Annotated in this window: 25 protein-coding genes; 13 read left to right on the forward strand and 12 right to left on the reverse strand. The window is 35.0% G+C overall.

Features of this window, described 5'->3' with window-relative positions:
- The first annotated feature begins 103 nt into the window (after positions 1-103).
- Complete coding sequence (locus tag AC3HD6_RS05325; RefSeq protein ID WP_488895408.1) at positions 104-1,708, forward strand: GEVED domain-containing protein; 1,605 nt, start codon at positions 104-106, stop codon at positions 1,706-1,708.
- Positions 1,709-1,808: 100 nt separating this feature from the next.
- Entirely contained in the window at positions 1,809-2,279 is a 471-nt protein-coding gene (locus AC3HD6_RS05330; protein WP_488895409.1) for a YciI family protein, read from the forward strand.
- Between the two features lie 40 nt (positions 2,280-2,319).
- On the opposite strand, the gene AC3HD6_RS05335 is transcribed toward AC3HD6_RS05330, so the two are convergent.
- Complete coding sequence (locus AC3HD6_RS05335) at positions 2,320-2,490, reverse strand: bacteriocin-like protein (protein WP_488895410.1); 171 nt, start codon at positions 2,488-2,490, stop codon at positions 2,320-2,322.
- Between the two features lie 208 nt (positions 2,491-2,698).
- Here AC3HD6_RS05335 and AC3HD6_RS05340 point away from each other — a divergent pair, with 208 nt between their 5' ends.
- Together AC3HD6_RS05340 and AC3HD6_RS05345 are read left to right on the forward strand one after the other, a co-directional pair.
- On the forward strand, positions 2,699-2,935 hold the full coding sequence (locus AC3HD6_RS05340; RefSeq protein ID WP_488895411.1) for a hypothetical protein: 237 nt from the start codon (positions 2,699-2,701) through the stop codon (positions 2,933-2,935).
- Positions 2,936-3,002: 67 nt separating this feature from the next.
- Positions 3,003-3,758, forward strand: a complete 756-nt coding sequence (locus AC3HD6_RS05345) for a DUF5995 family protein (RefSeq protein WP_488895412.1) — start codon at positions 3,003-3,005, stop codon at positions 3,756-3,758.
- Positions 3,759-3,825: 67 nt separating this feature from the next.
- Here AC3HD6_RS05345 and AC3HD6_RS05350 read toward each other — a convergent pair whose 3' ends face one another.
- The 5 genes from AC3HD6_RS05350 to AC3HD6_RS05370 all read right to left on the reverse strand — a co-directional run bounded on the left by AC3HD6_RS05350 (position 3,826) and on the right by AC3HD6_RS05370 (position 11,652).
- Positions 3,826-6,924 carry an efflux RND transporter permease subunit gene (locus tag AC3HD6_RS05350; protein WP_488895413.1) on the reverse strand — a complete coding sequence of 1,033 codons (3,099 nt, stop codon included), beginning with the start codon at positions 6,922-6,924 and terminating at the stop codon, positions 3,826-3,828.
- Positions 6,924-8,039 carry an efflux RND transporter periplasmic adaptor subunit gene (locus tag AC3HD6_RS05355; RefSeq protein WP_488895414.1) on the reverse strand — a complete coding sequence of 372 codons (1,116 nt, stop codon included), beginning with the start codon at positions 8,037-8,039 and terminating at the stop codon, positions 6,924-6,926. The genes AC3HD6_RS05350 and AC3HD6_RS05355 overlap by 1 nt, the downstream gene beginning before the upstream one ends.
- 43 nt (positions 8,040-8,082) lie before the next feature.
- On the reverse strand, positions 8,083-9,357 hold the full coding sequence (locus AC3HD6_RS05360; protein ID WP_488895415.1) for a TolC family protein: 1,275 nt from the start codon (positions 9,355-9,357) through the stop codon (positions 8,083-8,085).
- A 257-nt stretch (positions 9,358-9,614) separates the two neighbouring features.
- On the reverse strand, positions 9,615-10,976 hold the full coding sequence (locus AC3HD6_RS05365) for a HAMP domain-containing sensor histidine kinase (protein ID WP_488895416.1): 1,362 nt from the start codon (positions 10,974-10,976) through the stop codon (positions 9,615-9,617).
- A 1-nt stretch (position 10,977) separates the two neighbouring features.
- Entirely contained in the window at positions 10,978-11,652 is a 675-nt protein-coding gene (locus AC3HD6_RS05370; RefSeq protein ID WP_488895417.1) for a response regulator transcription factor, read from the reverse strand.
- Positions 11,653-11,825: 173 nt separating this feature from the next.
- On the opposite strand from AC3HD6_RS05370, the gene AC3HD6_RS05375 reads away from it, so the two are divergent.
- The gene (locus tag AC3HD6_RS05375; RefSeq protein WP_488895418.1) at positions 11,826-13,319 is read left to right on the forward strand and encodes a DNA recombination protein RmuC; all 1,494 of its coding nucleotides are present in this window, start codon (positions 11,826-11,828) and stop codon (positions 13,317-13,319) included.
- A 13-nt stretch (positions 13,320-13,332) separates the two neighbouring features.
- The gene (locus tag AC3HD6_RS05380; RefSeq protein ID WP_488895419.1) at positions 13,333-13,749 is read left to right on the forward strand and encodes a hypothetical protein; all 417 of its coding nucleotides are present in this window, start codon (positions 13,333-13,335) and stop codon (positions 13,747-13,749) included.
- A gap of 50 nt (positions 13,750-13,799) precedes the next feature.
- On the opposite strand, the gene AC3HD6_RS05385 is transcribed toward AC3HD6_RS05380, so the two are convergent.
- Positions 13,800-14,555 (reverse strand): T9SS type A sorting domain-containing protein, encoded by a 756-nt coding sequence (locus AC3HD6_RS05385; protein ID WP_488895420.1) that lies wholly within the window; start codon positions 14,553-14,555, stop codon positions 13,800-13,802.
- A 430-nt stretch (positions 14,556-14,985) separates the two neighbouring features.
- Here AC3HD6_RS05385 and AC3HD6_RS05390 point away from each other — a divergent pair, with 430 nt between their 5' ends.
- The 4 genes from AC3HD6_RS05390 to AC3HD6_RS05405 all read left to right on the forward strand — a co-directional run bounded on the left by AC3HD6_RS05390 (position 14,986) and on the right by AC3HD6_RS05405 (position 18,617).
- Positions 14,986-16,026: a helix-turn-helix domain-containing protein gene (locus AC3HD6_RS05390; protein WP_488895421.1), complete on the forward strand. Its 1,041-nt coding sequence runs from the start codon at positions 14,986-14,988 to the stop codon at positions 16,024-16,026.
- 70 nt (positions 16,027-16,096) lie between these two features.
- Positions 16,097-16,945, forward strand: a complete 849-nt coding sequence (locus tag AC3HD6_RS05395; protein ID WP_488895422.1) for a LytTR family transcriptional regulator DNA-binding domain-containing protein — start codon at positions 16,097-16,099, stop codon at positions 16,943-16,945.
- Positions 16,946-17,035: 90 nt separating this feature from the next.
- On the forward strand, positions 17,036-17,827 hold the full coding sequence (locus tag AC3HD6_RS05400) for a CPBP family intramembrane glutamic endopeptidase (RefSeq protein WP_488895423.1): 792 nt from the start codon (positions 17,036-17,038) through the stop codon (positions 17,825-17,827).
- Between the two features lie 22 nt (positions 17,828-17,849).
- Positions 17,850-18,617 (forward strand): TrmH family RNA methyltransferase, encoded by a 768-nt coding sequence (locus AC3HD6_RS05405; RefSeq protein WP_488895424.1) that lies wholly within the window; start codon positions 17,850-17,852, stop codon positions 18,615-18,617.
- 183 nt (positions 18,618-18,800) lie between these two features.
- Here the strand turns inward: AC3HD6_RS05405 and AC3HD6_RS05410 are convergent, their stop codons facing one another.
- Positions 18,801-19,130 carry a hypothetical protein gene (locus AC3HD6_RS05410; protein ID WP_065395887.1) on the reverse strand — a complete coding sequence of 110 codons (330 nt, stop codon included), beginning with the start codon at positions 19,128-19,130 and terminating at the stop codon, positions 18,801-18,803.
- Positions 19,131-19,313: 183 nt separating this feature from the next.
- Between AC3HD6_RS05410 and AC3HD6_RS05415 the strand changes: the two genes are divergently transcribed.
- A complete protein-coding gene (locus tag AC3HD6_RS05415; RefSeq protein ID WP_488895425.1) occupies positions 19,314-20,489 on the forward strand; it encodes a hypothetical protein in 1,176 nt (391 codons plus the stop codon).
- Positions 20,473-21,051, forward strand: a complete 579-nt coding sequence (locus tag AC3HD6_RS05420; RefSeq protein ID WP_068940326.1) for a hypothetical protein — start codon at positions 20,473-20,475, stop codon at positions 21,049-21,051. Before AC3HD6_RS05415 ends, AC3HD6_RS05420 begins: the two co-directional genes overlap by 17 nt.
- Here the strand turns inward: AC3HD6_RS05420 and AC3HD6_RS05425 are convergent.
- Together AC3HD6_RS05425 and trhO are read right to left on the reverse strand one after the other, a co-directional pair.
- On the reverse strand, positions 21,000-21,575 hold the full coding sequence (locus AC3HD6_RS05425) for a 5-formyltetrahydrofolate cyclo-ligase (protein WP_488895426.1): 576 nt from the start codon (positions 21,573-21,575) through the stop codon (positions 21,000-21,002). The two genes, AC3HD6_RS05420 and AC3HD6_RS05425, sit on opposite strands and share 52 nt — an antisense overlap.
- 38 nt (positions 21,576-21,613) lie before the next feature.
- On the reverse strand, positions 21,614-22,984 hold the full coding sequence (gene trhO / locus AC3HD6_RS05430; RefSeq protein ID WP_488895427.1) for an oxygen-dependent tRNA uridine(34) hydroxylase TrhO: 1,371 nt from the start codon (positions 22,982-22,984) through the stop codon (positions 21,614-21,616).
- A gap of 350 nt (positions 22,985-23,334) precedes the next feature.
- Here trhO and AC3HD6_RS05435 point away from each other — a divergent pair, with 350 nt between their 5' ends.
- On the forward strand, positions 23,335-24,864 hold the full coding sequence (locus tag AC3HD6_RS05435; RefSeq protein WP_488895428.1) for a trypsin-like peptidase domain-containing protein: 1,530 nt from the start codon (positions 23,335-23,337) through the stop codon (positions 24,862-24,864).
- A 74-nt stretch (positions 24,865-24,938) separates the two neighbouring features.
- On the opposite strand, the gene AC3HD6_RS05440 is transcribed toward AC3HD6_RS05435, so the two are convergent.
- Positions 24,939-25,394, reverse strand: coding sequence for a hypothetical protein (locus AC3HD6_RS05440; RefSeq protein WP_068940332.1), 456 nt, complete (start codon positions 25,392-25,394; stop codon positions 24,939-24,941).
- Complete coding sequence (locus AC3HD6_RS05445; protein WP_045491236.1) at positions 25,394-25,774, reverse strand: RidA family protein; 381 nt, start codon at positions 25,772-25,774, stop codon at positions 25,394-25,396. Before AC3HD6_RS05445 ends, AC3HD6_RS05440 begins: the two co-directional genes overlap by 1 nt.
- Positions 25,775-25,778: the final 4 nt, after the last annotated feature.

The following is a 25,778-nucleotide window of genomic DNA, read 5'->3' on the forward strand; positions in this document are numbered from 1 at the left end:
AGCACAAATTTAACAAACAACTGATTATCAATTATTAAAATCCTTAATTATTTGTTAATTACATAAAATATTGTTACATTCGGAAAAACAAAAACTTTATTTTATGAAAAAATTACTATTCTTGAGTTTCACAGCATTGTCAATAATGGGCAGCGCTCAGATTTTAGTTACGGAAAGCTTTGAAAATCCCACTTACCCGGGGTTTGCAATTACTGGAGGGTATACCGGTACAGCAGGTGTTTATACAGGCACAGCGGCATGTGATGGCACAGCATTTATGGGAGCTGAAGCATGGAATGGTTCCTCTCTTGCAGGCAGAACCATTAATTTAGTATACACTAAACCAGCCAGTATAACTGCTAATGGTAAAAAAATTGATATTGATTTTTCATATACTACTGATCCTTATGATAATACAAGCACAGTAGGAGGTACTATTGCCGTAGCTTATTCTACAGATGGAGGTTCCACTTACACTCCTGTGGGGAGTACAATTACACTTAGCAGCACTCCAGTAACATGCGCAACATTTTCCGGAACAATTCCTGAGAGCGCCAATGTAAATGGAAACTTTATGCTAAGGATACAAACTATAGGAAGTACTGGAAGTACTGTTGATTTTTTCAGCTTTATAGATAATATACGTATTAAACAAGAAGTAACTGCGGCTCCAGCCTGTACCACAATAAGTAGCCCTACAAACGGGGCAACAGGTGTTTCCGTTCGTCCACAAATTACATGGGGTGCTGTTGCAGGTGCTGAATCGTATAAAATAAAAATTGGCACTACACCAGGAAGTTCAAATATCTATTCAGGAACTGTTGCTAATACTTCCTTCATGCCAACATCTTCGAGTCTTTTACCAATAAATACTACTCTTTATGCATCAGTTACTCCAACTAATACTTTAGGTGATGCTACAGGATGCCAGGAAATATCTTTTACTACAGGAAGTAATCCTATTGCACCATACTGTGGTCCTCTTGCTGCTAAAATGGGAGTATATTCAATATCCAATATTCAACTAAGTAATATGACCAATGCATCTACATCAACAACAGTTGCTCATGAGGATTTCACCAATAAAGTAGCCACGGTTAACAGAGGAACTTCTTATCCAATTACCCTTCAGGGAGCTGGTTTAGGAACCAATAACCGTTTTGGATTTACGGTATTTATAGATTGGAATCAGAACGGAAGCTTTACTGATGCGGGAGAAGCTTATTTTGTAACTTCAGATTTTGCAGGGGGTGCAGCTGCAACAGGTGGCACTATTACGGTCAATAAAAACATTCCTGTACCCGCTACTGCTGCTTTAGGCAATACCAGAATGAGGGTTAAATATCAATTTAACAGTTCAACTACTTCTGTAAGGACAGAATTATCAAACCCTTGTGCTGACGTAAGTGAGGGGCAGGTAGAAGATTATACTATTACTGTGACTGATGCTTCATTAGCAACTTCTGAAGTAGGGGCAAACAAGAAAGCAGAAATTTCTATCTATCCTAATCCATTTAAAGATATTTTACAAATTTCTGACATAAAAGGAGTGAAATCAATTACTGTAACGGATGTTGCGGGCAGACAATTGAAAACACTTAAAGCAAGCAATGAAATTAATCTTTCTGATCTAGGTTCAGGTCTTTACCTGATTGGTCTTCAAATGGAAGATGGAAGTGTAAAAACTTTGAAAGCAGTTAAGAAGTAATACCTCTCAAAATATTTGAATAAAGCGGCAGTTTTACTGCCGCTTTTATTTTTTTGACCCAAAATTCTATGGTTTTAATATCTTTATAAAAATAAATATTATGGGATCTAAAGCATTATTCATAATCTCTCTAATTGCCTTTGCATTTTCTACTGCTCAGGAAAAGAAAGCAGAAAAACCTAAATACAATCAGGAACTTGCAATGTCATTAGGAGCAGATCAATATGGCATGAAAGCTTATACCATCGTTATGCTAACAACAGGTACTGCAAAAATTGAAGACAAAACCAAGATGAGCTCTCTAATGAAAGGGCATATGGAAAATATTGCTAAACTGGCCAATAATGGTAAAATTGTGGTAGCAGGTCCTTTCCTGGAAAAGAATAAAGAAAATTACCGTGGAATGTTTATTTTCAATACAAAATCTAAGGAAGAAGCGGAACAATGGGTAAAAACGGATCCTGCAGTTCAGGCAGGAATTTTCAGTTATGAGATATTCCCATGGTATGGCTCAGCAGCCTTACCACTATACCTGAAACATCATGATGAAATTTCAAAAGAAAACCCTTAAAGAATAAAGCAAAATCCCTCAGTTGAGGGATTTTTTATTGTTAGTCGAAACAAATAAATGGTTTTCTTGGTGGATAGCAACAATAAGGATTGCTACAGAATGTATAGCCAGCCGGGCAGCCACCACCGTCCACTGGTACTAGGCACGCAGCTGCTGCGCCTCCTAAAACAGTTTTCAACTCATTTCTGTTTAAGTTTTTTAAATTTTTCATAGTTATTTAGTTTAGTTTTAATTTCCTACTCTTTAAGATTTTCGGATCCCTCTTTATTTCTCATTAATTGGAAATAAATATACAATTTATTTGCTTAAATATTTACATCTCAAACAACTATGATTAAAAAAAAGAAATATTTTCATTATTTTAGTCAAATAAAAAGAAAAAACTTACCATTAACAAAAAAAATAATTCCATGAAAAAAATGAACGTATCAAAACTTTCAAGAATTGAACTGAAAGATGTATTCGGAGGATATTTACATCTACCAGAGTGTCCTGGGGGCTGCCCTGGTGAAGGTATGATCAGATGCCCTGATGGCTCAACTACTATGACTAATTTTGTATGTATGGGAGGAAGATGTGAACCCGCTGCAAGATGCAAGCCTATAGTGATTGGTCCAATTGATCCTATTGATCCTGAACCCATTTTAATACCTTAGTGTTTAAAGTATACAGTGAGTCATTCCGGCTCACTTTTTTTGTATCTTTAAGTAAATAAAACCTACCATGAAAACCATTGAAGAAGTCTTGAAAAAACTTGATGAAATTATCCTTTGGTGCAAAGAAAACAAAAGCTCAGCCGGATATTTTGCCTGTACTTACCGGATTATGACGGCACAGGTTTTAAAAGGAATCCAACAAAAGAAGTTTGAGGATAATCCCAGAATGGTTGTGCTTGATTTAGCTTTTGCAGAACGGTATCTTACAGCATGGGAAAACTACAGCAACGGGAAAAAATGTACCAACTCCTGGTATATTGCTTTTGAAGCCTCCAAAAATAAAAATCTTCTTATCCTACAGCATATTTTTCTAGGGATGAATGCCCACATCAATCTGGATCTGGGAATTTCCGCAGCTTCCATTATGCCCTACCGGAAGATTAATCCGTTAAAAAAAGACTTTGAGAATATCAATAATGTGATTGCTTCCATTAATCAGAAAGTTCAGGATTCTCTGAATAAAATATGTTATCCTGTGAACCTCATCGATCAACTTTCTAATGGGAAAGACAATACTGTATTGGATTTCGCTATATCCAGAGCCAGAGATACTTCTTGGGCTACTGCAGTTATTTCTTCAAATACTCCTAATTTCTTAAAGGAATCTGTTATCAATATTGTAGATTATGCTGCTGCTAAAGTTGCTACCCAAATCTTGAATCCAAAGATTCTTACTCCTACTCTACTTAAAGAACTCAAGAAATGTGAAAGCAATGATGTTTTGAAGAATATTGAAATTCTGGAATCAACGAAAACGGTTTAAGGTCAAAATAAAAAGGCCGGGATCTTCCTCACGGATCCCGGCCTCATAATGAACAAATAAAAAGAAACTACATTGTTTCCTTATGCTTTTTACGATAAGCATAATAGAACACAATTGGTAATATGGTAAATGACAGCAGCATACAGATGATCAATCCGCCTACAATCATAATCGCTAATGGTTTTTGAATTTCAGATCCCATCCCGTTAGACATAGCTGCCGGAAGAAGTCCCATAGATCCCATCAATGCAATCATCACTACCGGACGAATTCTGCTTTTTACTCCTTCTGAAATAGATTCTTTCAGGGACATTCTGTTCTGGAGGTTTTCTTTCATCACTCCAATTAACACAATCCCATCAATAGTAGCCACCCCAAAAAGGATAATAAAACCAATTCCTGCCGAGATTCCAAAGATTGTTCCCGTAAACCACAGGGATAAAAAACCACCAATGAATGCAAAAGCTAAGGTAATGGAAGAGATCAGGGTATCTTTTACGTTTCCAAAGTTGAAATATAAGAGCATCAGAATAAGCACCAGCGAAATAGGAACCACCATCGCCAATTGCTTTGCTGCTCTTTCTTTGCTTTCAAATTCACCAGCCCATGTCATTTTATGATTCTTAGGAAGCTTTACTTCTTTGTCTACTTTTTCTTTTGCTTCTTTAATGGTACTTCCCAGGTCTCTACCTTCAATATTAAATCCTACACCAATATATCTGCTATTTCCTTCACGATAAATAAATGATGGACCGGTATGATAATCAATGGTGGCAATTTCCTTCAATGGTACTTTCTTATTATCCTGAGTCGGGATCAGGATATTTCCCATCTTTTCCGGAGTGTCACGGTATTCTTTTTCGAACCTGAGCATCACATCAAACATTCTTTCTTCTTCATAAAACTTGGTAGCGGCCTGTCCTCCGATTGTCATTTCAATAACCGCCTGGGCATCTGCTGTAGAAACTCCGTATTTTGCCATTTTAGAATCGTGAAGCTGTATTCTGAGTTCTGGGAGACCAATATTTTTAAAAACATTCACATCAGAAATCCCAGGAACCGTTCTAATAGAATTGGCTACCTGGTTGGCATAATTTTCAAGTTGAAATAAATCATTCCCGAATATTTTAATAACCAACGGAGCTTTCACTCCTGCCACATATTCTTCCACATTATCCTGAATCGGCTGGCTGAATCCAAAATTAATTCCCGGATATTTTTCAAGGGAAACTCTCATTTCTTCAAGAAGTTCATCTTTGGATATTTTTTTCTTCCATTCATTTTCCGGTTTCAGCTGGATATTAAATTCAATATTAAAGAATCCGGTAGGATCTGTTCCGTCATTCGGACGGCCTGTTTGGGTCATCACAAATTTCACTTCATCATACTTCATGAGAATCTCTTTCATTTCTTTGGTCAAACGTACAGATTCATCCAGATTCACACTATTCGGAAGAGTGGCACGTACATAAATGGCTCCTTCATTCAGCTTAGGTAAAAATTCTGAACCATAGTTTGAAAACCTCCATCCACAAAGTGCAAGCAAAGCAACAAAGCCAACTATAAACCCTTTTTTATAACGAACACTGAATTCATAAATTCTATAGATATTCACCCTGAAGAATCTTGAAATAAAGTTTTCTTTCTCCTCAATATTTTTGGTTAATAAAAGTTTACACATTGCCGGAACATAGGTCAAACTTAGAATCAATGAACCTAACAGAGCATACCCTAAGGTAAATGCTAAAGGAGAGAACATTTTCCCTTCCACTTTCTGGAAAGAGAAGATCGGCATCAAAGCTACAATAAGGATTAATAGGGCAAAGAAAATATAACTTGCCACACTTCCTGCGCTTTTTTTGATAATTCCCAGCTTGGAAATTTTATTAAACCTCTTTAACCCAATCTTCTTCGCTTTCAGCTCGAGGGCAACAAATACATGTTCAACAATGACGAGTGTTCCCTCCAGAAGTAATCCGAAATCCAGCGCTCCCATGGAAATCAGATTGGCCGGAAGTCCCTGAATTTTCAGCATAATAATCGCAAAAAGGAAAGCCAGCGGAATCACTGATGCCACAATAAAGGTCGTTCGCCAGTTATAAAGGAAGATAAATACAATAATGGAAACCAGAATAACTCCTTCAACCAGGTTTTTGGAAACTGTATGAACAGTTGTATTGACTAATTCTGTGCGGTCAATGATCGGAACAATCTGAACATCTCCCGGTAATTCACCTCCATTTAACTGTTCTATTCTATCCTTAAGCTTTGCAATTACTTCACTTGGATTTTCTCCACGAAGCATTATAACAATTCCTTCTACTACATCATTCTCTTTGTTATATCCTACTTGTCCTAATCTTGGTTTTGCCGACACTTTAACTTCAGCAACGTGTTTCACCAGGATAGGGGTAGAACCTTTTACTTCAATCTGAATATTTTCAATATCCTCCTTCTTCTCTAAAAGACCAATCCCCCGCACCACATAAGCCTGATCTCCTTTTGCTACAACATCTCCTCCTACATTGATATTACTCTTCGAAACTGCTTCATACACATCCAGGGGGGAAAGGTCGTAATTGTGTAATTCCGTAGGATTAATTTTAATTTCATATGTTTTTTCTTCACCTCCAAAGCTTACCACATCAGCAACTCCGGGAACAGCCAGCAATTCTCTTTCAACCACCCAATCCTGAATCGCCGTCACTTCTTTTATTGGTAATTTACTCTTGATAATATATCGGTAAATCTCACCGGTAGCTCCTGATGGAGGTTCTATACTATATTCTGCTCCGGTGGGAAGGTTTACATTTCCCAGTTTATTGGAGGCATATTGCTGTGCATAAAAATCATTGACATGATCATCAAAAATCACGGTAACCACTGATAATCCGAAAAGAGAAATAGATCGTACCGAAGTTTTATTCGGAATAGCATTCATCTCTTTTGAGATCGGCAATGTGACAAACTTTTCTATTTCTTCTGCACTTCTTCCCGGCCATTGGGTAATTACCCTTACCCTTGTGTTGGTAACATCCGGGAATGCTTCAATTGGAGTGTGTATATAGGAATAGATTCCTCCAAGCAACAACATGAAAGTTCCTAAAAGAACAATCAGTGAGTTTTTCAAAGAGAAGGAAACTATATTCTGTACAAATTTTCGCATTACTTCTTAGAATTATTTAATTGGTTTTTCAGGTTCTCATAAATTAACAATCCATTGGAAGCAATCACATTTTCACCTTGTTTCAGATTTCCTTCTACATAAATATATTGACTGTTTGAAGCAATCTCCGTTACCGGTCTTATTTCCAGTTCACAGTCTTTTTTGTATACCACTACATAGCTTTGATTATTGTCGAAGATCAAAGCCTTCGCAGGAATTGCCAACGCCTTTTTATTTTGCGGATTAACAGGTAAAACTACATCAGCGGACATTCCCGGCCTTAGTTTCATTCCATTATTATCCATGATAATCTTGGCTTTCAGTACTCTTTCATTTTCATTAAAAACCTGGGATATATTATTGATCTTTCCGGAAAAACTGTCATCCGGATAAGCCAAAGTTTTCACGACTACAGGCTGATCTACATAAACATGTCTCATGTTGGTAGCATACACATTGGCCATCACCCATACTTTATCCAGGTTGGAAATCGTAAAAAGCTGGTCACCACCGGCGGTTACCGGCATCCCTTTAGAAATATTCTTGTTGATAACATATCCGTCGGCAGGAGCTTTAATTTGAAGAGTACTTCCACCCGCAGAATACAATTGCATATTCTTTTGGGTCTTAGAAATATTGGATTGTAAAATCGTTACTTCTGCTCTTGCTTCCTGAAGATCTTTCTGAGAGGCAATATCATCTTTATACATGGCTTCCACTGAGGATAGTTTTCGTTTAGCAACTGCAAGCTGAGCCTGTAATGTTTGAGTATCATCCTGCATTTCATTGACGGCTGTACTTTTTACAGTAGCCAACACCTGTCCCTTTCTCACGTAATCTCCAAGTGAGAAATAAGTATCAGTAACTACTCCATCCACAAGGCTTACAAAAGGAACTGTTTTATCAGAATTGCTTTCCACCTCTCCGGTAAGAGTAATGCTTTCTTCAATAGGAAGCATTTCAGCCTTAGCCAGTTTAATATCTTTTTTTAATTCTTGGCTGATGCAATACGTTTTGTCAGCTTCATTAGCAGGCTTCTCATTTTTGCAGCCTATAAGTATTACCAGTGCGGATACATAAATTGCAGCGATATATTTGGTAGTGTTCATTTTCATAAATAGATGTTCATATATTTTTAAGACTATGCTGAATGGTTATCTATAAATCCTGCCCTACAACATATTGCAGGTTCTCATAGTATTGGTTAAGCTCTTTTTTAGTATCCAGGATAATCATTTTATTGCCGATATAGGTATCCAGAAAATCCATATACTCCAACATGCTGATATTCCTTAACCTAAAGTTCTTTTCATGACTCACCAATAAACCATCCAGTGTGGATTCGTAGGTATCATCAATTTCTTCTGAGACCTGTTGGGTACGGATATAGTTCCTGAAAACGGAAACAATTTCATTCTCGGATTTCAACTGATTTTTCCGGGTTTCATTTTTGCTCTTTTCAATTTCAAGCCTGGCTTCCTGAATATTTCCTTTATTCCTGTCGAAGATGGGAAGATCAACAGAAACTCCTAATCCAATAAAGTCTTTCATAATATTTCCGCCACGATCATAGCCAATGGAGACCGCTACATCGGGAGTTTTCATCGCATTTTGAATTTCCAGATTCTTGGCGGCTTGTTTCTCTTTATTTTTAGAGATCAGGATATCCGGACGGTTTTCTTTTGCTTTTTCCATCCATTGCGTCAGTTCTATTTCTGAGAGCTGTTTTTCTGGCATGGTAAAGGGATCTGAAATAACGAGATAAGAGTGAGACGGAATCATCAATAAAGCCTTTAACTCTGCCTGCTGGTCTTCAATTTCCTGCTTCAGAGAAACAAGCTTTTTCTTGAATTCAATTTCCTGAGCCTTCAAACGAATATATTCAGCCTTACTGATATTCCCCAAGATTAATTGATTATTATAGGATCGTGTTAATTTTTCGATAGATGCAATTTGTCCTTGATAAATCTTCTGCTGTTCCTGATTGTATTGAATTTCAGTAATCGAATTCCTTAAAGTCTTTTTGAGCTCACGCAATACTTCCTGTAATTCATATTTTTCTCCCTCTACTTCTATTTTTTGCAGCTCAATATTTTTTCTTCTCTTTCCTGCGGTTTGAATTACCTGCTCTATTTCAGCAGAAATCTGGGTATTCTTCCCCCAGTTTCCAATCAGTGCAGGCTGCTCTTCAATATCATAAGTCCTCCAGAAATTGACTTCACTGATGCTTAATTTAGGATTAGGCCAGTATTTAGCCTGAAGTGCTCTCGCCTCAGCCTGAGAAATTTCTAATTTTTGAGCAATAAGATCAAGATTATTGGCAAGAAAAATGGTTTCAGCTTCCTTTCTTCCGATCTTCAGAGTATCTGAAATCTGGGCTGAAAAGAAACTGAAACAATGAATATAAAATAGTGTAAAAAAAATCTTCTTCAAGGTCCTCTTATTTTAAGACCACAAAGCTATCCGTCTAATATTAGAGCCAATTTCGAATGAAATTAAAATTCAATTAGGCCAACATTAGAGTTTGATTAGAATAGGTTAGGATTTGCCTATGATTCTCGTAGATCATGGAGATTACGCAGATCTTTTTTAACACAAATTGCATAAATACTTTTCACAAATGACACAATTATATTTCGTAAAAAACTTACCCATAAACATCTGTGAAAATCTGAGAAGTCTGCCGGAAATTAAATAACAGAAGGAAAAACAAGCAGAACATTAGTCCCCACATCTACTTTAGAATCAATATCCATGATAATATGATGATGGTCAAAAATACTTCTTGATAATGAAAGACCAATACCACTTCCTTTAATGCCGTCTACATTCTTTCCTCTGTAAAAAGTTTCTGTAATCTTAGCCAGATCATCTATGGGAATTCCTTTTCCCTGGTCTTTCACTTCAATATTCAGTTGATTGTTCTTTTCTGATAAAATAATCTCTACAGGATGCCCATGAGAGTATTTGATTGCATTTTCTACAATATTATATAATGCCAAATAAAGAAGTGTTTCATTTCCTGGAAATTCTAATAAAGAAGGTTTTGTGACCTGAAGCTGGATTTTAATATTGGATTGATTTTCCTTTGCTTTAGGTTCCAGTTTTTCATAAATCTTCCAGATGAGTTCATCTATTCTTACTTGTTGATGGGAAGATTCAAGTTTGGTCATTCCGGACATCAGCAAAAGATTGTTGAGAATATTTTCAATCTCATAGACATTATCCAGAGATTCTTTAGCTACCTTTTTATATTCTTCGGGAGTACGGTCTTTTTGAGCAAAAACTTCAAGATTTCCGGAAATAGCTGCTAACGGAGTTTTAAATTCGTGAGAAACATAGTTGATAAAGTTTTGCTGCAACAGAACATTTTCAGAGATTCTGCCCAATAGTTTATTATAAGATTTAATCAGATCTTCAATTTCATCATTGGTATTGGTGGAGGTAATTGCTGTAGAAATATTATTATAATCTACCTTATTAATTCGTTCTACCACATTTGAAATAGGCTTATAAACAACCTTTGAAAGATAACGGCTCAAGAAATAGATAGCCAGCAGCCCAATAATCAGTACAGAAAGCATGATGATAGAAAGCCTCCAGATCTGTGATTGGAATGAGTCATTTGGGGATTTTACAAAAACCACAAAGTCTCCCTGGTTATCCGGATAAAAAATTCCATAGTAGAATTGATTACCAGACATAAACTGTGTGCCTTTATTGTTTCTCGCAGCCTGTAAATGAGAAGGCTTAATATTCTCATCATTTAGATTCTGCCCAAACGTCACTTCATTATTCTTATTATAAACTGCTACTTGATTATTTTGAATAAGGTGTTTATATTCCTGTTTAATCTGGGCATGTCTGTCTTTGGGTAATTCATCTTTTTCAAGATAATAGATGGCAGAAATCAAAGCTGTATTCCTGAGTTTCTCAAAATAAAAGATTTTGGTACTGTCATAATAAGCAAAAAATATCACCGCAGATGTGATGATAGAAACGATGCCGAACGAAAGGCTGGAAATAAGGGTAAACCTGTTCCTAAGCGTCATTTTAATCTTTAATTAAGTACCCTGTCCCTTTTACGGTGTGAATAATTTTCTGCTCCGATTCATCAATCTTGTTACGAACATACGAAATGTAGACGTCTACTACATTGGTTGCACTGTCAAAATCAATTCCCCAGACATTGTGCAAGATCTGAGTTCTGCTCAATACCTTATTTTTATTCTCCATCAGAAAAGTAAAAAGTTTATATTCTGTAGGAGAAAATTCGATCTCTTTATCATTTTGAGTTACCTTATGAAGATCTGTATCAACCGTAATATTGCCACAAGACAATTGGTGATCTTCTTTCTGGTAACTTAGCTTATTTCTTCTGGTTAATGCTTTGATCCTTGAGATCAATTCTTCAAAGTGAAATGGTTTGGATAAATAATCATCTGCCCCTAGATCCAGCATCTTAATTTTATCATCAGGACTGTTTAAAGCACTCAAAACCAAAATGGGAGTATAGTTTCCTTTAAATCTTATGATCTGGGTAAGCTGCATTCCGTCCAATCCCGGAAGCATAATATCCATTAATATAATATCAAAATCATAGGTATGAAGAATTTCTCTTGCTTTTTCACCGGAATCTGCAAGCGTCATATTATGCCCAGCTTCAGAAAGCCCTTTCAATAGGAAACTGCTAATTCTTTGATCGTCTTCTACCAATAAGATATTCATACTATTTCTGAAATTTCCTATAAATATAGGAATTATGATTGAAGAAAGGAAGCCAGAAGAAGGAAGCAAAGACTTTTCCAAGGATGAGAGGAGTCATTAACAATGATTCGAAACTGTTTGTAGAAATTAATCACTCAGCATTAACTTCCAGCCTTTTTTCCTAATTTTGAGGAATGGAGATGACCTATTTAATTATTGGATGTATTGTTGGTGGAGCCATTGGAGCCATTATTTTATATTTTGCTTTGAAATCTTCAACAGTTTCAAGAAGCTCTTATGATGAACTCAATTTCTTACATATCAAAAACAAATCAGATCTGGAGAATTCAAATACAAAAATTCAGGAATTGGCTCAGAATCTTAGTAAAGAAAAGGAAATCAATATACAACAGCAGGATCTTCTGAATGATTTGAAAAATGAATTTGCTAAACTTTCCGCTCAACATTCTTCACTCAACAGCCAGTTTCAGGAACAAAAGCAATTAACGCTAAAACAGGATTTCCAGATAGAAACCCTTATCGCTGAAAAACAGGATTTTTTTGCTAAGAATTCTGAACTTTCTGCGCAAAATGAAAGTCTTCAAAAATCCCTGAATACCCAAAAAGAAGAAATTACCAAAATACAGGACGAATCCAAACTGCAGTTTGAAAATCTCGCCAATAAAATTTTAGAGGAAAAAACAGAAAAATTCACAACTTTAAATCAGAACAATCTTAAGAACATTCTTGAACCTTTTCAGGAAAAAATTACAGATTTAAAAAACAGAGTAAATGAAGCTTATGAAAAAGAAAACAAAGAGCGTTTCTCTCTTGCTGAAAAAGTAAAAGAACTCGCAGAACTGAACCAGCAAATCTCCGAAGACGCTAAAAAGTTAACCCGAGCATTGAAAGGTGAAAGTAAAACCCAGGGAAATTGGGGTGAAATGATCCTTGAAAGTATTCTGGAAAAGTCCGGATTGGTAAAAGGAAGAGAATATTTTCTGGAACATGAGCTCCGTGATGAAGATAATAAAGCTTTGTTCTCAGAATTTTCCGGTAAAAAAATGCGTCCAGATGCCGTTGTAAAATACCCGGATGAAAGAAATGTCATCATTGATTCTAAAGTCTCTCTTACTGCATTTACGGAATTAGTGGATGAAACCGACCAAGATGTTTATATGATGAAGCTTAATCAACATTTAAGCTCCATCAAAAATCATATTATGCAGCTTAGCCAGAAAGCTTATGATGATTACGGAAAATCGCTGGATTTCGTCATGATGTTCATTCCAAGTGAACCGGCTTACATTGCAGCTATGCAGGCAGACCAGAACCTTTGGAATTATGCCTACGAAAGAAGAATTCTGCTCTTGAACCCTAGCAATCTCATCACCTCTTTAAAACTGATTGCAGATCTTTGGAAACGTGAATATCAGAATAAAAACGCCCTTGAAATTGCTGATAGAGGCGCCAGATTATATGATAAATTTGTAGGTTTTGTAGATAATCTTGAAAAAGTAGGCCGAAATCTCGATCTTGCCAAAAACGTTTACAATGATGCTTACAAACAGTTGTATACAGGAAATGACAACCTTGTGCTCCAGACTCAAAAGCTGAAATCATTAGGAATTAAAAATAAAAAAGATCTGCCTCAAAGTCTTATTGACAATAGTGATGTACTAGAGTAAACACCAAAATACTATGAAAAAATCAAATCTTATCCTATTAATATGCCTTATCCTTTATATTGCTTCACTCCCTTTCACTGCTGTATATGCAAAAGGTCATGAAATGAGCGGCCTGGCATGTGCTCTACTGGGTTGGGCAGAAATGGATGGTGGCGGTATAGCATGGCTGGCTAATCCTTTGCTTTTTATTGGAGCTTTTTTCTTATTATTAAAACAAATAAAAATATCCGCAGTGCTCAGCCTCATTGCTTTTGGTCTTACCTTTTGTTATCTATCTGTTGGTGAAATCACAGTCAATGAAGCAGGACACAAATTTCCGATAACAGGATATGGCCCGGGATATTTTCTTTGGATAGCAAGCTGTTTCTCATTACTGATCGGAACTATTATTCTTATAAAAACACCTGAGAAAATTCTGGATCATCAATAATGTTTTAAAAACAAAATGAGACAGCCTTAATTTCAAACTGCCTCATCTATTTATTTTCTGATAAACTGAACGGATTGTCCGTTTTCAAGTTTCAGAAAATAGACACCTGAAACAAAATGATGAGTATCAATTTTTTCTTTTTCGGAAATATTTCCTTCTGTTATATAATTTCCTATAGAATTATATACCGTGTATTTTTGATGCTTACCTACTCCTGAAACCTGAATAAAATCAATGGCAGGATTCGGATATACGGAAAGTTCATCGTGTTTGATTTTCACTTCCTGCGTAGCTAAAGTTCCTGAAACATTAATCTTGCTACTGAAATCCTGTGTACTCTGCCCACTTCCTGCTGCCGTCCTCCATTGTATAGTATATATTCCTGGATTTGCTGGGTTTTTAATTAGTTCCGAAATGATAATCTGAATCTGCGCTCCAGCCGGAATCGCTACTCCACTAGTTGCACCACCTACAGATAATTGTATTCCGCTACTCCAACTTCCTCCTACTGTTCCAAATGAAGTAGAACAAGGGTAAGCTACTCCATTCACTTTAAAAGTAACATAAGGCTGCAAATTTTTCCCTCCTGATATAACATGAGAAATTGCAGGAAATCCTGTAGGTAATGAAAGATAAAACACGTTAGGTGTTGAAGTTCCTGTACCAATAGCCACAGAGGTTGTATACTCAAAAGTATAAACAGATGATTGTCCCGCCCCGCCATTGCTCACAGTTACGTTTTGTGCTTTAGATAATGAAAGCCCACATAGCAGATTAATCATCAAAACATAGAAAAGTTTCTTCATAAATTCTTTTTTAAAAGGTTGTTTGTATAATAAAAGGCTATTAGTTTTTTAACTCTTTTTTTTCATCATTCAGTTTCAAATTGGCCTTTCATAATACTGTAATATTCCCTTCCATAGAATCAGTCAAGTTATGCGGGCATTATTCTAATAACTTCCTCTATCATTTTATTTTTGCAAAATTAAATCTTATATAAAATCACAAAAACTATAGTAAAATCATATTGAAAAAATGATTGAAATACGGATACAATCCTGAATATTAATTTTTTAAACCAATCATTTTATGAATATGATTAATTATTATTTTTTTGAAAATTATCAAAACAGTCTGCAACAATAATTTAAATTGAATGTTTGCTTTGTATAAAAAAAATTTAGAGGCTATATTTGTCCCTTCTAAAAAGTGAATAAAAGCTGAAGGCCTGCTGCGATGAGAATTACTCAATACTACAATAACAGAATACATTCGTTAAAAAAGCAGCTTATTGAAACGTATTTAGCTATTCTTGCCATCTTCCATATTGCCTCTATTTATATTTATCTGTTTTGGCTAAAAAATACATCTCCCCTTTATTATTTTGCGGGAGCATTAGTATTTTATATTTACTCTTATATACTTATCAGGAGAAATTTTAATATATCCAGGATTGTGAATGCCTACCTTCATTTTAGCTCCTTGTATATTTCTGTCATCATCTTAAACTTTATTGATGATTCTCTTGTAGGATTTATCTGGTTAATACCTATGCCAATATGTGCCTATATTTTTTTAAAAAGAAAGATGGTTGTCTACTATATGTTTTACACCATTATATTAATGCTGATCATTATGGCATACGCTAAATATTTTGACCATCATTTTTATCAATATGACAAAAAATATCTCCGTCCGACTAATGCAGCTACTATACTGGCAAACATTTCCTTAATCTGTTTATTTTTATACTACAAGCTCAAAATAAACCATTTAGAATCTAAAGCTTTTGAATACAGTATTAAAAGAAAAATAAAAGAAAAATACATAAAAAAGGCAAATATTCCTTCAAAAGAGCCCCATTATATCATAGAATTATCTGATAAAAACAAAAATGATTTAATAATAGATCACCGTAAACTGGAAAGCTTATTTTTGGAATTGGATAAGTACATGAGATACAATAATTACTTCACTAATCCTTCTATTAAAATCTCGGGTCTATGCTCTGAACTAAAAACCAATATCAACTACTTGTCACGAGCCATTGACTATAAAGGGTATAAAAATTTCAACCAATACCTCAATTCATTAAGAATCAATTATGTAAAAAACCTCATTGAAAAATCAGACTTAACAAAAGTTACCCTCATGTACATTTACACAGGTGCAGGTTTCACAAGTCAGGCAACTTTCAACAGAGTCTTTAAACAGTTTGAAGGAATTACACCTAGTGAATATATTGCTAACCAATTGGTTACTGATAAAAAAATATAGACTGATTCATAGTATAATCAATCATTAATTTTATATAATTTTACAAAAGTTGATATAAAATTATTTTTAGATGATACATCTGCCTTCATTAAAATCGTATTCTTACCCCAAATCTGAATCATTTGCAGAAATTCTACTCTCTTCTTTCGGAGCAGGGATTACAGTGTATCTTTTTTTGATTATTTTTCAGCCTTTTGGAACCGAAAGCTTCCATCATCCTTACAAATATTTTCTTCTTTTCCCTTACACCATTATTTTCGGAACAGTATTTTTCATATCCAATCTTTACGTTTCACGTCTCACTGACTGGAATATTGGTTCAGAATTATTAAAAATATTGACTGTATTATTTTTAGCCTCGATCTTATCCTACTTATATAACTCATTAATTATCAGTAAAGTCAATCTTAGTTTTGAAAATTATGGATATATGCTTCTTTATTCATTAGCAGTAGGTATTCCCATTTCTGCTATTTATATCTTATCAAGGTATATTTATTTAAAGAACATCCACGAAAATACCGCCCAAAATATTGCGCTAGGTTTACTTGAAAATTCTGAAAACTCACAAGCAAAAACACTTACTATTCAAGCAAATAATATAGAAATTCTCATTTCTACAGAGAGTTTATTATGTATCCAATCTATGGAAAACTATTGTACTTTATACTTTTTAGAAAATAATGAAGTCAAAAAAAAATTAGTAAGAATAAGCCTTTCAAATATCTTACAGCAAACAGAAACCGATGTAATTAAAAAGTGCCACCGTTCTTATATTGTAAACCTTGAAAAAGTAAAGAACATCAAAGGCAATGCCCAAGGTTACAAGTTAATCCTCCCGGAAATTGATTTCACTATTCCTGTATCAAGAAGTTTTATATCGGCTATTATCCCCAAATTACAACAGCTTAAAAAATAAAAGCTTGCCATTGGTCACTATTTCTTGATGTTCATCACAATACATGGATTCACGTTCTATAAAGCCTCACTTTTGCTCAAAATAATTAACATGAGTAAAAACATCCGCTTCTATTTAGTCTTTATCCTTGGCTTTATCATCTATTATTTCTTTGATTTTTTTTACTTCAAAAGTATTCAGCATTTTATCAAAGACCTATTACACAGTAAAGCTATAGCACATGTTGTGGCTTATTCTGCTACTTTGATCCCATTAATCATAACACTGAAAATAATACTTCCCGAAAAGCCTATCATCAACCTGTTTTCTTTGGATCAATCTGCTATTAAAGGTTTTGCTTTAGCTTTTATAGGAACCTTGCCCATGTTGATTGGTTATACAGTACACTTTAGAATAATCAGCGTCATCAGTATCGAATCCTTATTTATCAATACCATTTCATCAGCATTTTTTGAAGAAATCATATTCAGAGCCTTCCTCATTGGTATATTATACAGATTTAGCAGACTGGGATTTATTTCATCCATTCTGTTCGGGTCATTATTATTTGCCCAGATTCATTTATATCAGAGTCAGAATATGATGGAACTTATTGAAATATTTACCATTACATTTCTGGGATCGGTATTTTTTGCCTGGGTTTATGTTGAAAAGAATTTTAATTTATGGCCTGCCATATTTCTTCATTTCCTTATGAATTTGTACTGGGAAATTTTCAATGTATCAGATAATGCCTCCGGAAACCTTTTTGGAAATCTGTATAAATTTTTATCCATATTTCTAATAATAGGAATGATCATATACTATAAAAAGAAGAAGAACGAACCATTTCAGATTACCTGGAAAACACTTTTTATAAAAAGCAAAGAAGTACAATCATAAATTTTTTGCATAATTTTGCAGCATGTTGATAGAAAGCTTTCAAAACGAAAAAATAAAAAATGTCACTAAGCTGCTTACTGACAACAGGTTTCGCAAAAAGTCAAAAGTTTTTGTTGTTGAAGGGCAGCAGGAAAATGCCAGAGCTTTGCAGTATGATTTTAAACCTGTAGAATTCTTCATCTGTGAAAATATCTTTAAAGAGAAACTTCCTGAGGGTAAAATTCACTTTGTAAGTGATAAGGTATACGAAAAGATAGCCTATAGAGGAAGCTCAGAAGGTATTATTGGGGTATATCAAACAAAAGAAAGTCTGCTTTCATCTTATGTTCCAAAAGATAATGCTACCATTATCATCGTTGAAGGAGTAGAAAAACCGGGTAATTTAGGAGCTATTCTGAGAAGCTGTGAAGCATTTGGTATTGATGCTCTTATTGTTGCAGACGGAAAAACCGATTTTTATAATCCGAATGTAATCAGATCCAGTGTAGGATGTCTTTTTGGGATGGAAGTTTATCAGGCTGAAAATGAAGAAACGCTTGAGTTTCTTCAGAAAAATAACTTCAATATGTATACAACACTGATGGATGAAACAGCTGAAGATCTTTATAAAAGGGATTTCACACAACGTTCGGCTGTATTATTCGGCACAGAACATTCCGGATTAAGTAATTTCTGGATGGGAAAAGGTAAAAATACGTTAATTCCGATGGCTGGTAGTATTGATTCTTTGAATCTGAGTAATGCTGTAGCAATAACGTGTTATGAATCTTTAAGACAAAAGAAAGGGTAAGCTACTATTGGAGAGAGAAGTTTAGCGATTGTCAGACAAATCAAAGTATTGTACTATTTCTATAAATGAGATTACTTCTCTTTTAGCTCACTATGACATGTTTAAGGAAAAGACAATATATAAGCATAAAAAAACCGTTTCACTGGGTGAAACGGTTCTTTTATTTTTAAGCTTAAGCTAGAATTATTTCTTAGCAGCATCTTTAGCAGCATCAGCAGCTCCTTTAGCAGCATCAGCAGCTCCTTTAGCAGCATCAGCAGCACCTTTAGCAGCATCTTTAGCAACTTCAGCTCCAGCAGCAGTAGTAGCAGCAGCAGCATCTTTAGTAGCTTCTACAGCAGTAGTAGCAGCAGAATCAACAACTTTAGCAGCAGAATCAGTTACAGTAGCAGCAGAATCAGCAACAGTAGCAGCAGCAGAATCAGTTGTACCTTCAGTAGCTGTAGCGTCAGTTTTTTTACAAGCAACTAGAGAGATTGCAGCGATAGCAGCTACGAATAATGACTTTTTCATAATAAATTAAATTTAATTTTGTTAATATTGTTTTATAAAATTTTCTTCTGTTCTGTTATTTGAACAAGACAAAGGTATAGCAGTTAGAAAATTTGTTTATGAAAAATAATTGTAATACCTTTGTAAAATAGTTTTACAAAAAAACATAACTGATAATCAACAATTTAATTATTTTAAAAAAAATTGACAGATTTAGATCTATTACACTTTGAACAGCTAAAAAAGGATGTCCAAGGTCAATATTTAAAAGAATACACCCCTTCACAGGATGACATATCCAAGTGGAAGGGTATAGATATCATATATTTTCAGGAAGACTTGCGCAAAAAAGCCAAGGGTAACATCAGTGAAAAATCATTTTACACCTATTTCAAAACTTCACCAGTTACTAAATTACCCAGAATAGACATGCTCAATTTATTGAGTATTTATGCAGGTTATGACTCATGGTACGAATTCAAAAAGCAGCATCTTTTTGCCGGAGAATTACTTCAGGAAATTGAAAATCTTGATGAAGAAGATATAAATGATTTGGAAGAAACAGTTGCTGCAGCTCCCGATCTTCCAAAAACTGAAATTCAGCCCAAAAAACTCGAATTAAAGCCCCAAGAAAACACTGATTTACAAAAATCAAATACTGAAAATCAGCAAGTTAATAAAACACAACCTAAACAAAACGAAGTTGAAATTTCGGCAATACCAGCCAAGAAAAATTTCCTAAAAAAGAATGCCTGGGCATTGATTACTTCCGTTTTAATAGCGATAACAGGTTTACTGGGATTCAAGGATGTACTTTTTTCAAAAACGTATACGTATTGCTTCATTGATAAAGACAGAGGAGTTTCTGTTATTAACACATTAGACATCATGGTTATTAAGGAAAATGAATCTCCGTTGATGTATAAAATCAAGCCTGGTGAATGTTTTTCTTATTCAACCAAGGATAAAAATCTGAAGATGAAGATCAGCGCTGCGTTTTATGAACCGCTGGATGTAAACAGAAACCTCGAAAATGCTCCTGAAGAAGAAAAGATTGAGCTTAAGCCTGATGATTATAAAATGGCAGCCTATTATTTCTCAAGAAAAGATATTACAGGAAATTCTGAAGAACAGGTAGCCCTTATCAAACAAAAAAGGAATCAGCTTGAAAACCTGATCAGCAATAATGCTGTAATCTATCAGGTATATGACAATAACACCTACGGTATTGAAAGATTAGACAAACAAAAGTATATCACCCTCGTTACTACTCCTACTACATCTCTAAAAAACCTGAATGTAATAGAAATGAAAAAAGACAACGGTAAGATCGTATCCATTAAATTCAAAATTGCGACTACAGATGAAAAGAATAAATAATTTTTTAATCCTCACTATACTTCTGACTTTATTTACTGCCTGTACTAAAAAAACAGAAGCAAGTGATCTAGATAAATTAAGAAACAGCAACAACACAAAAAGTTATCCAGCTGTACAAATGGACAGCATGCAGGCCATTAATTCTATCACCAAACAAAAAGTTCAGGAGCTTCTTGATCTTTCTACCCTTTATATTAGTGGTAATAGAAATACTGAAGTAGATAGTTTTATCTATTCACAAATGGAAAGTTATTTCCACAAACCTGATTCTTTAACCTTCAAAAGAATGTTTAAAGAATTAGACAGTATGAAAGTGAAAGCCGCAAAAGTAAATTCTTTGAACGTTTATAAGGAATTTTATAAAAAAGACACTTTAGACTATGCTAAGTTCAATGTAGAATACTTTGATGATAAAAATAAGTCTTTGGGAAACTTCGAAAAGAATGCTCAGTATATATTACTGTCAACATCCAAACAGAAAAAAGAATTTAAGTTTTACTTTTTAGATTTCTATTCCAAACCGCTAAAAAAAGACAGTACTTCTGTAGGCGTAACCAAGTAGTCAAGAGGAATATCATTTTCCCAGACATCAGCAATATATTCATCGGGGCCAAAATAATTGACCCCGATCTTTTTTGTCGCTGGAGATAAATTTTGAAAAAGCCCATCATAAAAGCCTTTTCCGTATCCTACCCTATTTCCTTTTGGATCGCAGTATAAAAGCGGAGTGATCACATAATGAAAAAAGGTTTCACCAGAATCCAGATTGGAAACCGGCTCTGAAATCCCCCAATTATTTGTCTCAAATACAGTATCATTGAAAATTTCAATAGCAATCAGTTTATCGTTTACAATTTTAGGCACGTAGACATGAATATTTTGCGCTAACAAATAATCAATGAGGATTTGGGTATCAATCTCATTAAACTTCTCAATCGGAACGAAAACATGGATCTTCTGCCCCGCCTGAGGCTTAAAGTAAGTAACGAAATTCTGAAAAATGTTTTCAGATAACAAGAAAGCCTCATCACGAGACAAGGCTTTTCTTTTTTGCATATATTTTTTTCTAAGCTCAGCTTTCAACATAAGCGTTATATTATTTTACTGAACGTTTTCTTTATACATTACGCATTTTCAGCAGGTTCAAGAATTTTATACAGTTTGTCTGACAAACGAACTCTGAACGGAATTTCAAAAGTGATCTGATCTCCCTGTTTTGCTGTTTCACAAGGTCCTCCATTTGCATAGATCTGAGTAATTGTAAGTTCCTGTTCACCTGTTGTAGGACCAGAAACCATTACTCTATCTCCTACTGAGAGTTCTTTATTTTCAATTAAAAATTGTCCGATTTTTGATTTTGAAAAATAATGTTCTGCCTTTCCAACCAACACCTTTTTAACCGATATTTTCTGACGGATATTCTTCGTCTCAGCTTTTGCTAAAGGAGCTTTAGGCAGCTCTCCCGAATTTTTAAACTTCAGGGCATCAGATTTTCCTTTTCTGAATACTTTATTTCCAACCTGTAATCCTTTTCTCAATTTCACCTGCTCATCCCAAGGTAAATGAATAGTATCCAGACATTCTGTAGAACAGCAGTTCTCCATTGCTGCCTTACATTCATCACACTGGATGAATAAAAGGTGACAGGCATCATTGGCACAATTGGTATGATTGTCACAAGGTTTTCCACATTGGTGGCACTGTGCAATAATATCGTCCGTAATTCTTTCTCCTAAACGGTGATCGAAAACAAAGTTTTTACCGATGAATTTACTTTCGATTCCTTCATCTTTGATCTGACGCGTATATTCAATGATTCCGCCTTCCAGCTGGAACACATTTTTAAACCCTTGATGTTTGAAGTATGCACTGGCCTTTTCACAACGGATACCACCGGTACAATACATTAATAGGTTTTTATCTTCTTTGAAATCCTGTAGTTGTTCATTGATGATTGGTAAACTTTCTCTGAAGTTTTCTACATCCGGAGTAATAGCCCCTTCAAAATGTCCTACTTCACTTTCATAGTGATTTCTAAAATCAACAACAATCGTATTAGGGTCATCAAGCATATTATTAAACTCCTGAGCCTTTAAGTGAATCCCTTTATTGGTGACATCGAAAGTCTCATCATTCAGACCATCAGCAACAATTTTATGTCTTACTTTAATCGTCAGCTTTAAAAAGGAATGATTGTCCTGCTCTACCGCTACATTCAAACGGATTCCTTTCATAAAGTCATATACTTCTAACGTGTCGCGAAAAGCTTCAAATTGATCTGCAGGCACACTCATCTGAGCATTAATTCCTTCATGGGCAACATAAATTCTGCCAAGCGCATCCAGGGCATTCCAGGCTATGAATAAGTCGTCACGAAATTTTTTAGGGTCTTCAATTTTAGCGTACGCATAGAAAGATAAAGTAAGACGTTCCTTACCAGCTTCATCAATAAGTTTGGCTCTTTCTTCTGCGCTTAAGGTGTTATACAGTTGCATGCTATAAACGTTTTAAGTGAGAAAAATATTTTTGCAAAGATAAACATTTTCAAATTAACGTCTTTTTGTGAGGCAGATGATAATTGACAGCTACTGCCGTAATGAGTAATGAAAGTTACTTTTTTATAGTATTTTTATGATAACATTTTGTCATATTTCATTTAATTTTTTTTTAAGTTTTGTTAACTATGGCCTTAACAATTATGACATAATGTATAAAATGATATAATAGCAGTTAAATTTTAGTTAAAATTGAAACATAGCATACTAATTGCTTACTTATTTAACATTAAATTTGTTTACTCAAAAACATAAAATAAAAATTAATTAATAAACAAGAAAGATATACAATGAAGAGTACTTTAAAAAAACTATTACCATTTGCAGTAGTTGGAGTTATTTCTGGAGCTACTACCGTTGGAGCTATACAATATTTCGGACATGGCTCCAATAATGGAGATCAATCATTTTTTACAACATCCGCACCCAATACTTCATTCGCTGGAATGAATACGGGAGCTGTAGGTGATGACTTTGTAAAAGCGGCTAAAACAACTGTTCCGGCTGTAGTTACTATTAAAAATTATCAAAGCAGAACATCAAGCAGAGCCACAGAACAGGATCTGTTCGATTATTTCTTTGGAGATCCGTTCGGAGGAAGAGGCCAGCAAAGGCAGAAGCAACAGCAAGCTCCGGACAACATGCCTTCAGGAATGGGTTCAGGAGTCATCATTTCTCCTGATGGTTATATTATCTCAAACAATCACGTTGTAGCAGGTGCTAATAAGCTGGAGGTTGTACTAAGCAACAAAAAATCATATATCGCTACTTTAGTAGGAACTGACCCTAACACGGACATTTCTCTCTTAAAGATTGAGGAAAAAGGACTTCCTTACTTAAATTTTGCGAACTCTGACAATATCGATGTAGGACAATGGGTATTGGCCGTAGGAAATCCACTGGGATTGAATTCCACTGTAACCGCAGGTATTGTATCTGCTAAAGGAAGAGGAATTGGAATTTTAGGAAGCCAGGGGAAAGCAAGCAATCCAATTGAAAGCTTTATTCAGACGGATGCCGCTATTAACCCAGGGAACTCCGGAGGGGCTTTGGTAAACACCAATGGTGAACTTATTGGGATTAACTCTGCTATTCAATCGACAACAGGATATTATCAGGGATACGGATTTGCAGTACCATCTAACCTGGCAAGAAAGATCGTTGAGGATATTAAGAAATTCGGTATTGTACAAAGAGGTTTCTTAGGAGTTTCATCATTAGATCTTTCAAATGATCAACAAGTTCAGGCCTATAACAAACAATTCAAAACCAATATTAAATCAGGCAGCGGAGTTTATGTAACAGGATTTGGAGACAATAGCGGCGCAGAAGATGCAGGACTGAAAAAAGGTGATATCATTACGAAAATAGACAACTATGACATCACTGACTTTGCAGATCTGTCTATGTCAATCGGAAGCAAACGTCCGGGTGATAAAGTTCAGGTGACTTATTCAAGAAATGGTAAAGAGTCTACAACAAATGTAACATTGAGAGATCAGAAAGGAGGTACTTCTACCAGAACTAAAGCTGATCTTAGTGTAACAGAAAAAATCGGGGCTGAGTTTGATCCTCTTAACGAAAGATTCAAAACTGAATATGGATTGAATAGTGGTGTAGTTACTAAAAACGTATCTGAAGGCGGCGAAATGGCTAAAATTGGTATCGTAGACAATTACATCATCATTGAAGTAAATGGTAAGCCAGTAAATTCACAAAAAGACATCGAGAGCATTCTGAATAAATATCAAGGAAATGTACAGGTGAAATTTGTAGATGATTATGGAAGAATGTACACAAAAGGATTTAAAATGCCTTAATCAATACACTAAACAATAGTTATTTTCATATCAAAAGAAAAACGCTGCAAATCTTTGCAGCGTTTTTTTATTATTTACTTGGGTTTATTCATTTTCTCAGCGATTCTTTTCTTCTTGTTTCGTTCATAAATCACTTCTACAATCTTACCTCCAATCCAGGAAAACGGGAAAAAAGTAAGAAAGATCGAGATCTTATAAAATGTAGGATGATAAGGAAATATAATAACATCCAGCATTGCGATGAACAGCATGATGAACCCGATCAGAATAGCATAAGCCACTTTCGCATATTTAACGATGATTGCGGTTGCTACTCCACCAATGGTAGTTCCTAGTCCGGAAATGAACAAAAGGAAGCCAAAGAAGGCCTTATCGTCTTTCATACTGAAAAGAAATCTCTGCCAATGCTCAAATGGAGCAAAAGCTTCGAAAGTAACCCATTGCGGAAAAGCCCTTATACCAAGAGTAATTATAAGTCCTGTTATCCCAAGACCCATCAATACCGCAAATGTATTTCTTATAAAATTCATTAATCCTGATGTGCAATCATAGAAATTTCAATATCCACATTTTTGGGCAGACAAGAAACCTGTACTGTTTCACGTGCCGGATAGCTTTCTGCATCTAAATAAGAAGCATAAATATCATTCATTACTGCAAAATCATCCATGCTCTTAAGGAAGATAGTTGCTTTTACAACATTTTTAAAAGTCATACCAGCTTCTGTAAGGATTGCTTCAAGATTTTTCATTACCTGATGTGTTTCCTTTTCGATTCCTTCTACCAGTTTACCAGTTGCAGGATCTACAGGAATCTGTCCGGAAATGTATAAAACTCCGTTTGCCATATTTGCTTGTGAATAGGGACCGATAGCTGCAGGTGCATTAACTGTATTGATTATTTGTTTCATATAC

Source organism: Chryseobacterium sp. II3a, assembly GCF_057815135.1.

Coding starts and splice junctions, on each gene's coding strand:
- AC3HD6_RS05325 (WP_488895408.1), top strand. CDS start 104: ATGAAAAAATTACTATTCTTGAGTTTCACAGCATTGTCAATAATGGGC.
- AC3HD6_RS05330 (WP_488895409.1), top strand. CDS start 1,809: ATGGGATCTAAAGCATTATTCATAATCTCTCTAATTGCCTTTGCATTT.
- AC3HD6_RS05335 (WP_488895410.1), bottom strand. CDS start 2,490: ATGAAAAATTTAAAAAACTTAAACAGAAATGAGTTGAAAACTGTTTTA.
- AC3HD6_RS05340 (WP_488895411.1), top strand. CDS start 2,699: ATGAACGTATCAAAACTTTCAAGAATTGAACTGAAAGATGTATTCGGA.
- AC3HD6_RS05345 (WP_488895412.1), top strand. CDS start 3,003: ATGAAAACCATTGAAGAAGTCTTGAAAAAACTTGATGAAATTATCCTT.
- AC3HD6_RS05350 (WP_488895413.1), bottom strand. CDS start 6,924: ATGCGAAAATTTGTACAGAATATAGTTTCCTTCTCTTTGAAAAACTCA.
- AC3HD6_RS05355 (WP_488895414.1), bottom strand. CDS start 8,039: ATGAAAATGAACACTACCAAATATATCGCTGCAATTTATGTATCCGCA.
- AC3HD6_RS05365 (WP_488895416.1), bottom strand. CDS start 10,976: ATGACGCTTAGGAACAGGTTTACCCTTATTTCCAGCCTTTCGTTCGGC.
- AC3HD6_RS05370 (WP_488895417.1), bottom strand. CDS start 11,652: ATGAATATCTTATTGGTAGAAGACGATCAAAGAATTAGCAGTTTCCTA.
- AC3HD6_RS05375 (WP_488895418.1), top strand. CDS start 11,826: ATGGAGATGACCTATTTAATTATTGGATGTATTGTTGGTGGAGCCATT.
- AC3HD6_RS05380 (WP_488895419.1), top strand. CDS start 13,333: ATGAAAAAATCAAATCTTATCCTATTAATATGCCTTATCCTTTATATT.
- AC3HD6_RS05385 (WP_488895420.1), bottom strand. CDS start 14,555: ATGAAGAAACTTTTCTATGTTTTGATGATTAATCTGCTATGTGGGCTT.
- AC3HD6_RS05390 (WP_488895421.1), top strand. CDS start 14,986: ATGAGAATTACTCAATACTACAATAACAGAATACATTCGTTAAAAAAG.
- AC3HD6_RS05395 (WP_488895422.1), top strand. CDS start 16,097: ATGATACATCTGCCTTCATTAAAATCGTATTCTTACCCCAAATCTGAA.
- AC3HD6_RS05400 (WP_488895423.1), top strand. CDS start 17,036: ATGAGTAAAAACATCCGCTTCTATTTAGTCTTTATCCTTGGCTTTATC.
- AC3HD6_RS05405 (WP_488895424.1), top strand. CDS start 17,850: ATGTTGATAGAAAGCTTTCAAAACGAAAAAATAAAAAATGTCACTAAG.
- AC3HD6_RS05410 (WP_065395887.1), bottom strand. CDS start 19,130: ATGAAAAAGTCATTATTCGTAGCTGCTATCGCTGCAATCTCTCTAGTT.
- AC3HD6_RS05420 (WP_068940326.1), top strand. CDS start 20,473: ATGAAAAGAATAAATAATTTTTTAATCCTCACTATACTTCTGACTTTA.
- AC3HD6_RS05425 (WP_488895426.1), bottom strand. CDS start 21,575: ATGTTGAAAGCTGAGCTTAGAAAAAAATATATGCAAAAAAGAAAAGCC.
- trhO (WP_488895427.1), bottom strand. CDS start 22,984: ATGCAACTGTATAACACCTTAAGCGCAGAAGAAAGAGCCAAACTTATT.
- AC3HD6_RS05435 (WP_488895428.1), top strand. CDS start 23,335: ATGAAGAGTACTTTAAAAAAACTATTACCATTTGCAGTAGTTGGAGTT.
- AC3HD6_RS05440 (WP_068940332.1), bottom strand. CDS start 25,394: ATGAATTTTATAAGAAATACATTTGCGGTATTGATGGGTCTTGGGATA.
- AC3HD6_RS05445 (WP_045491236.1), bottom strand. CDS start 25,774: ATGAAACAAATAATCAATACAGTTAATGCACCTGCAGCTATCGGTCCC.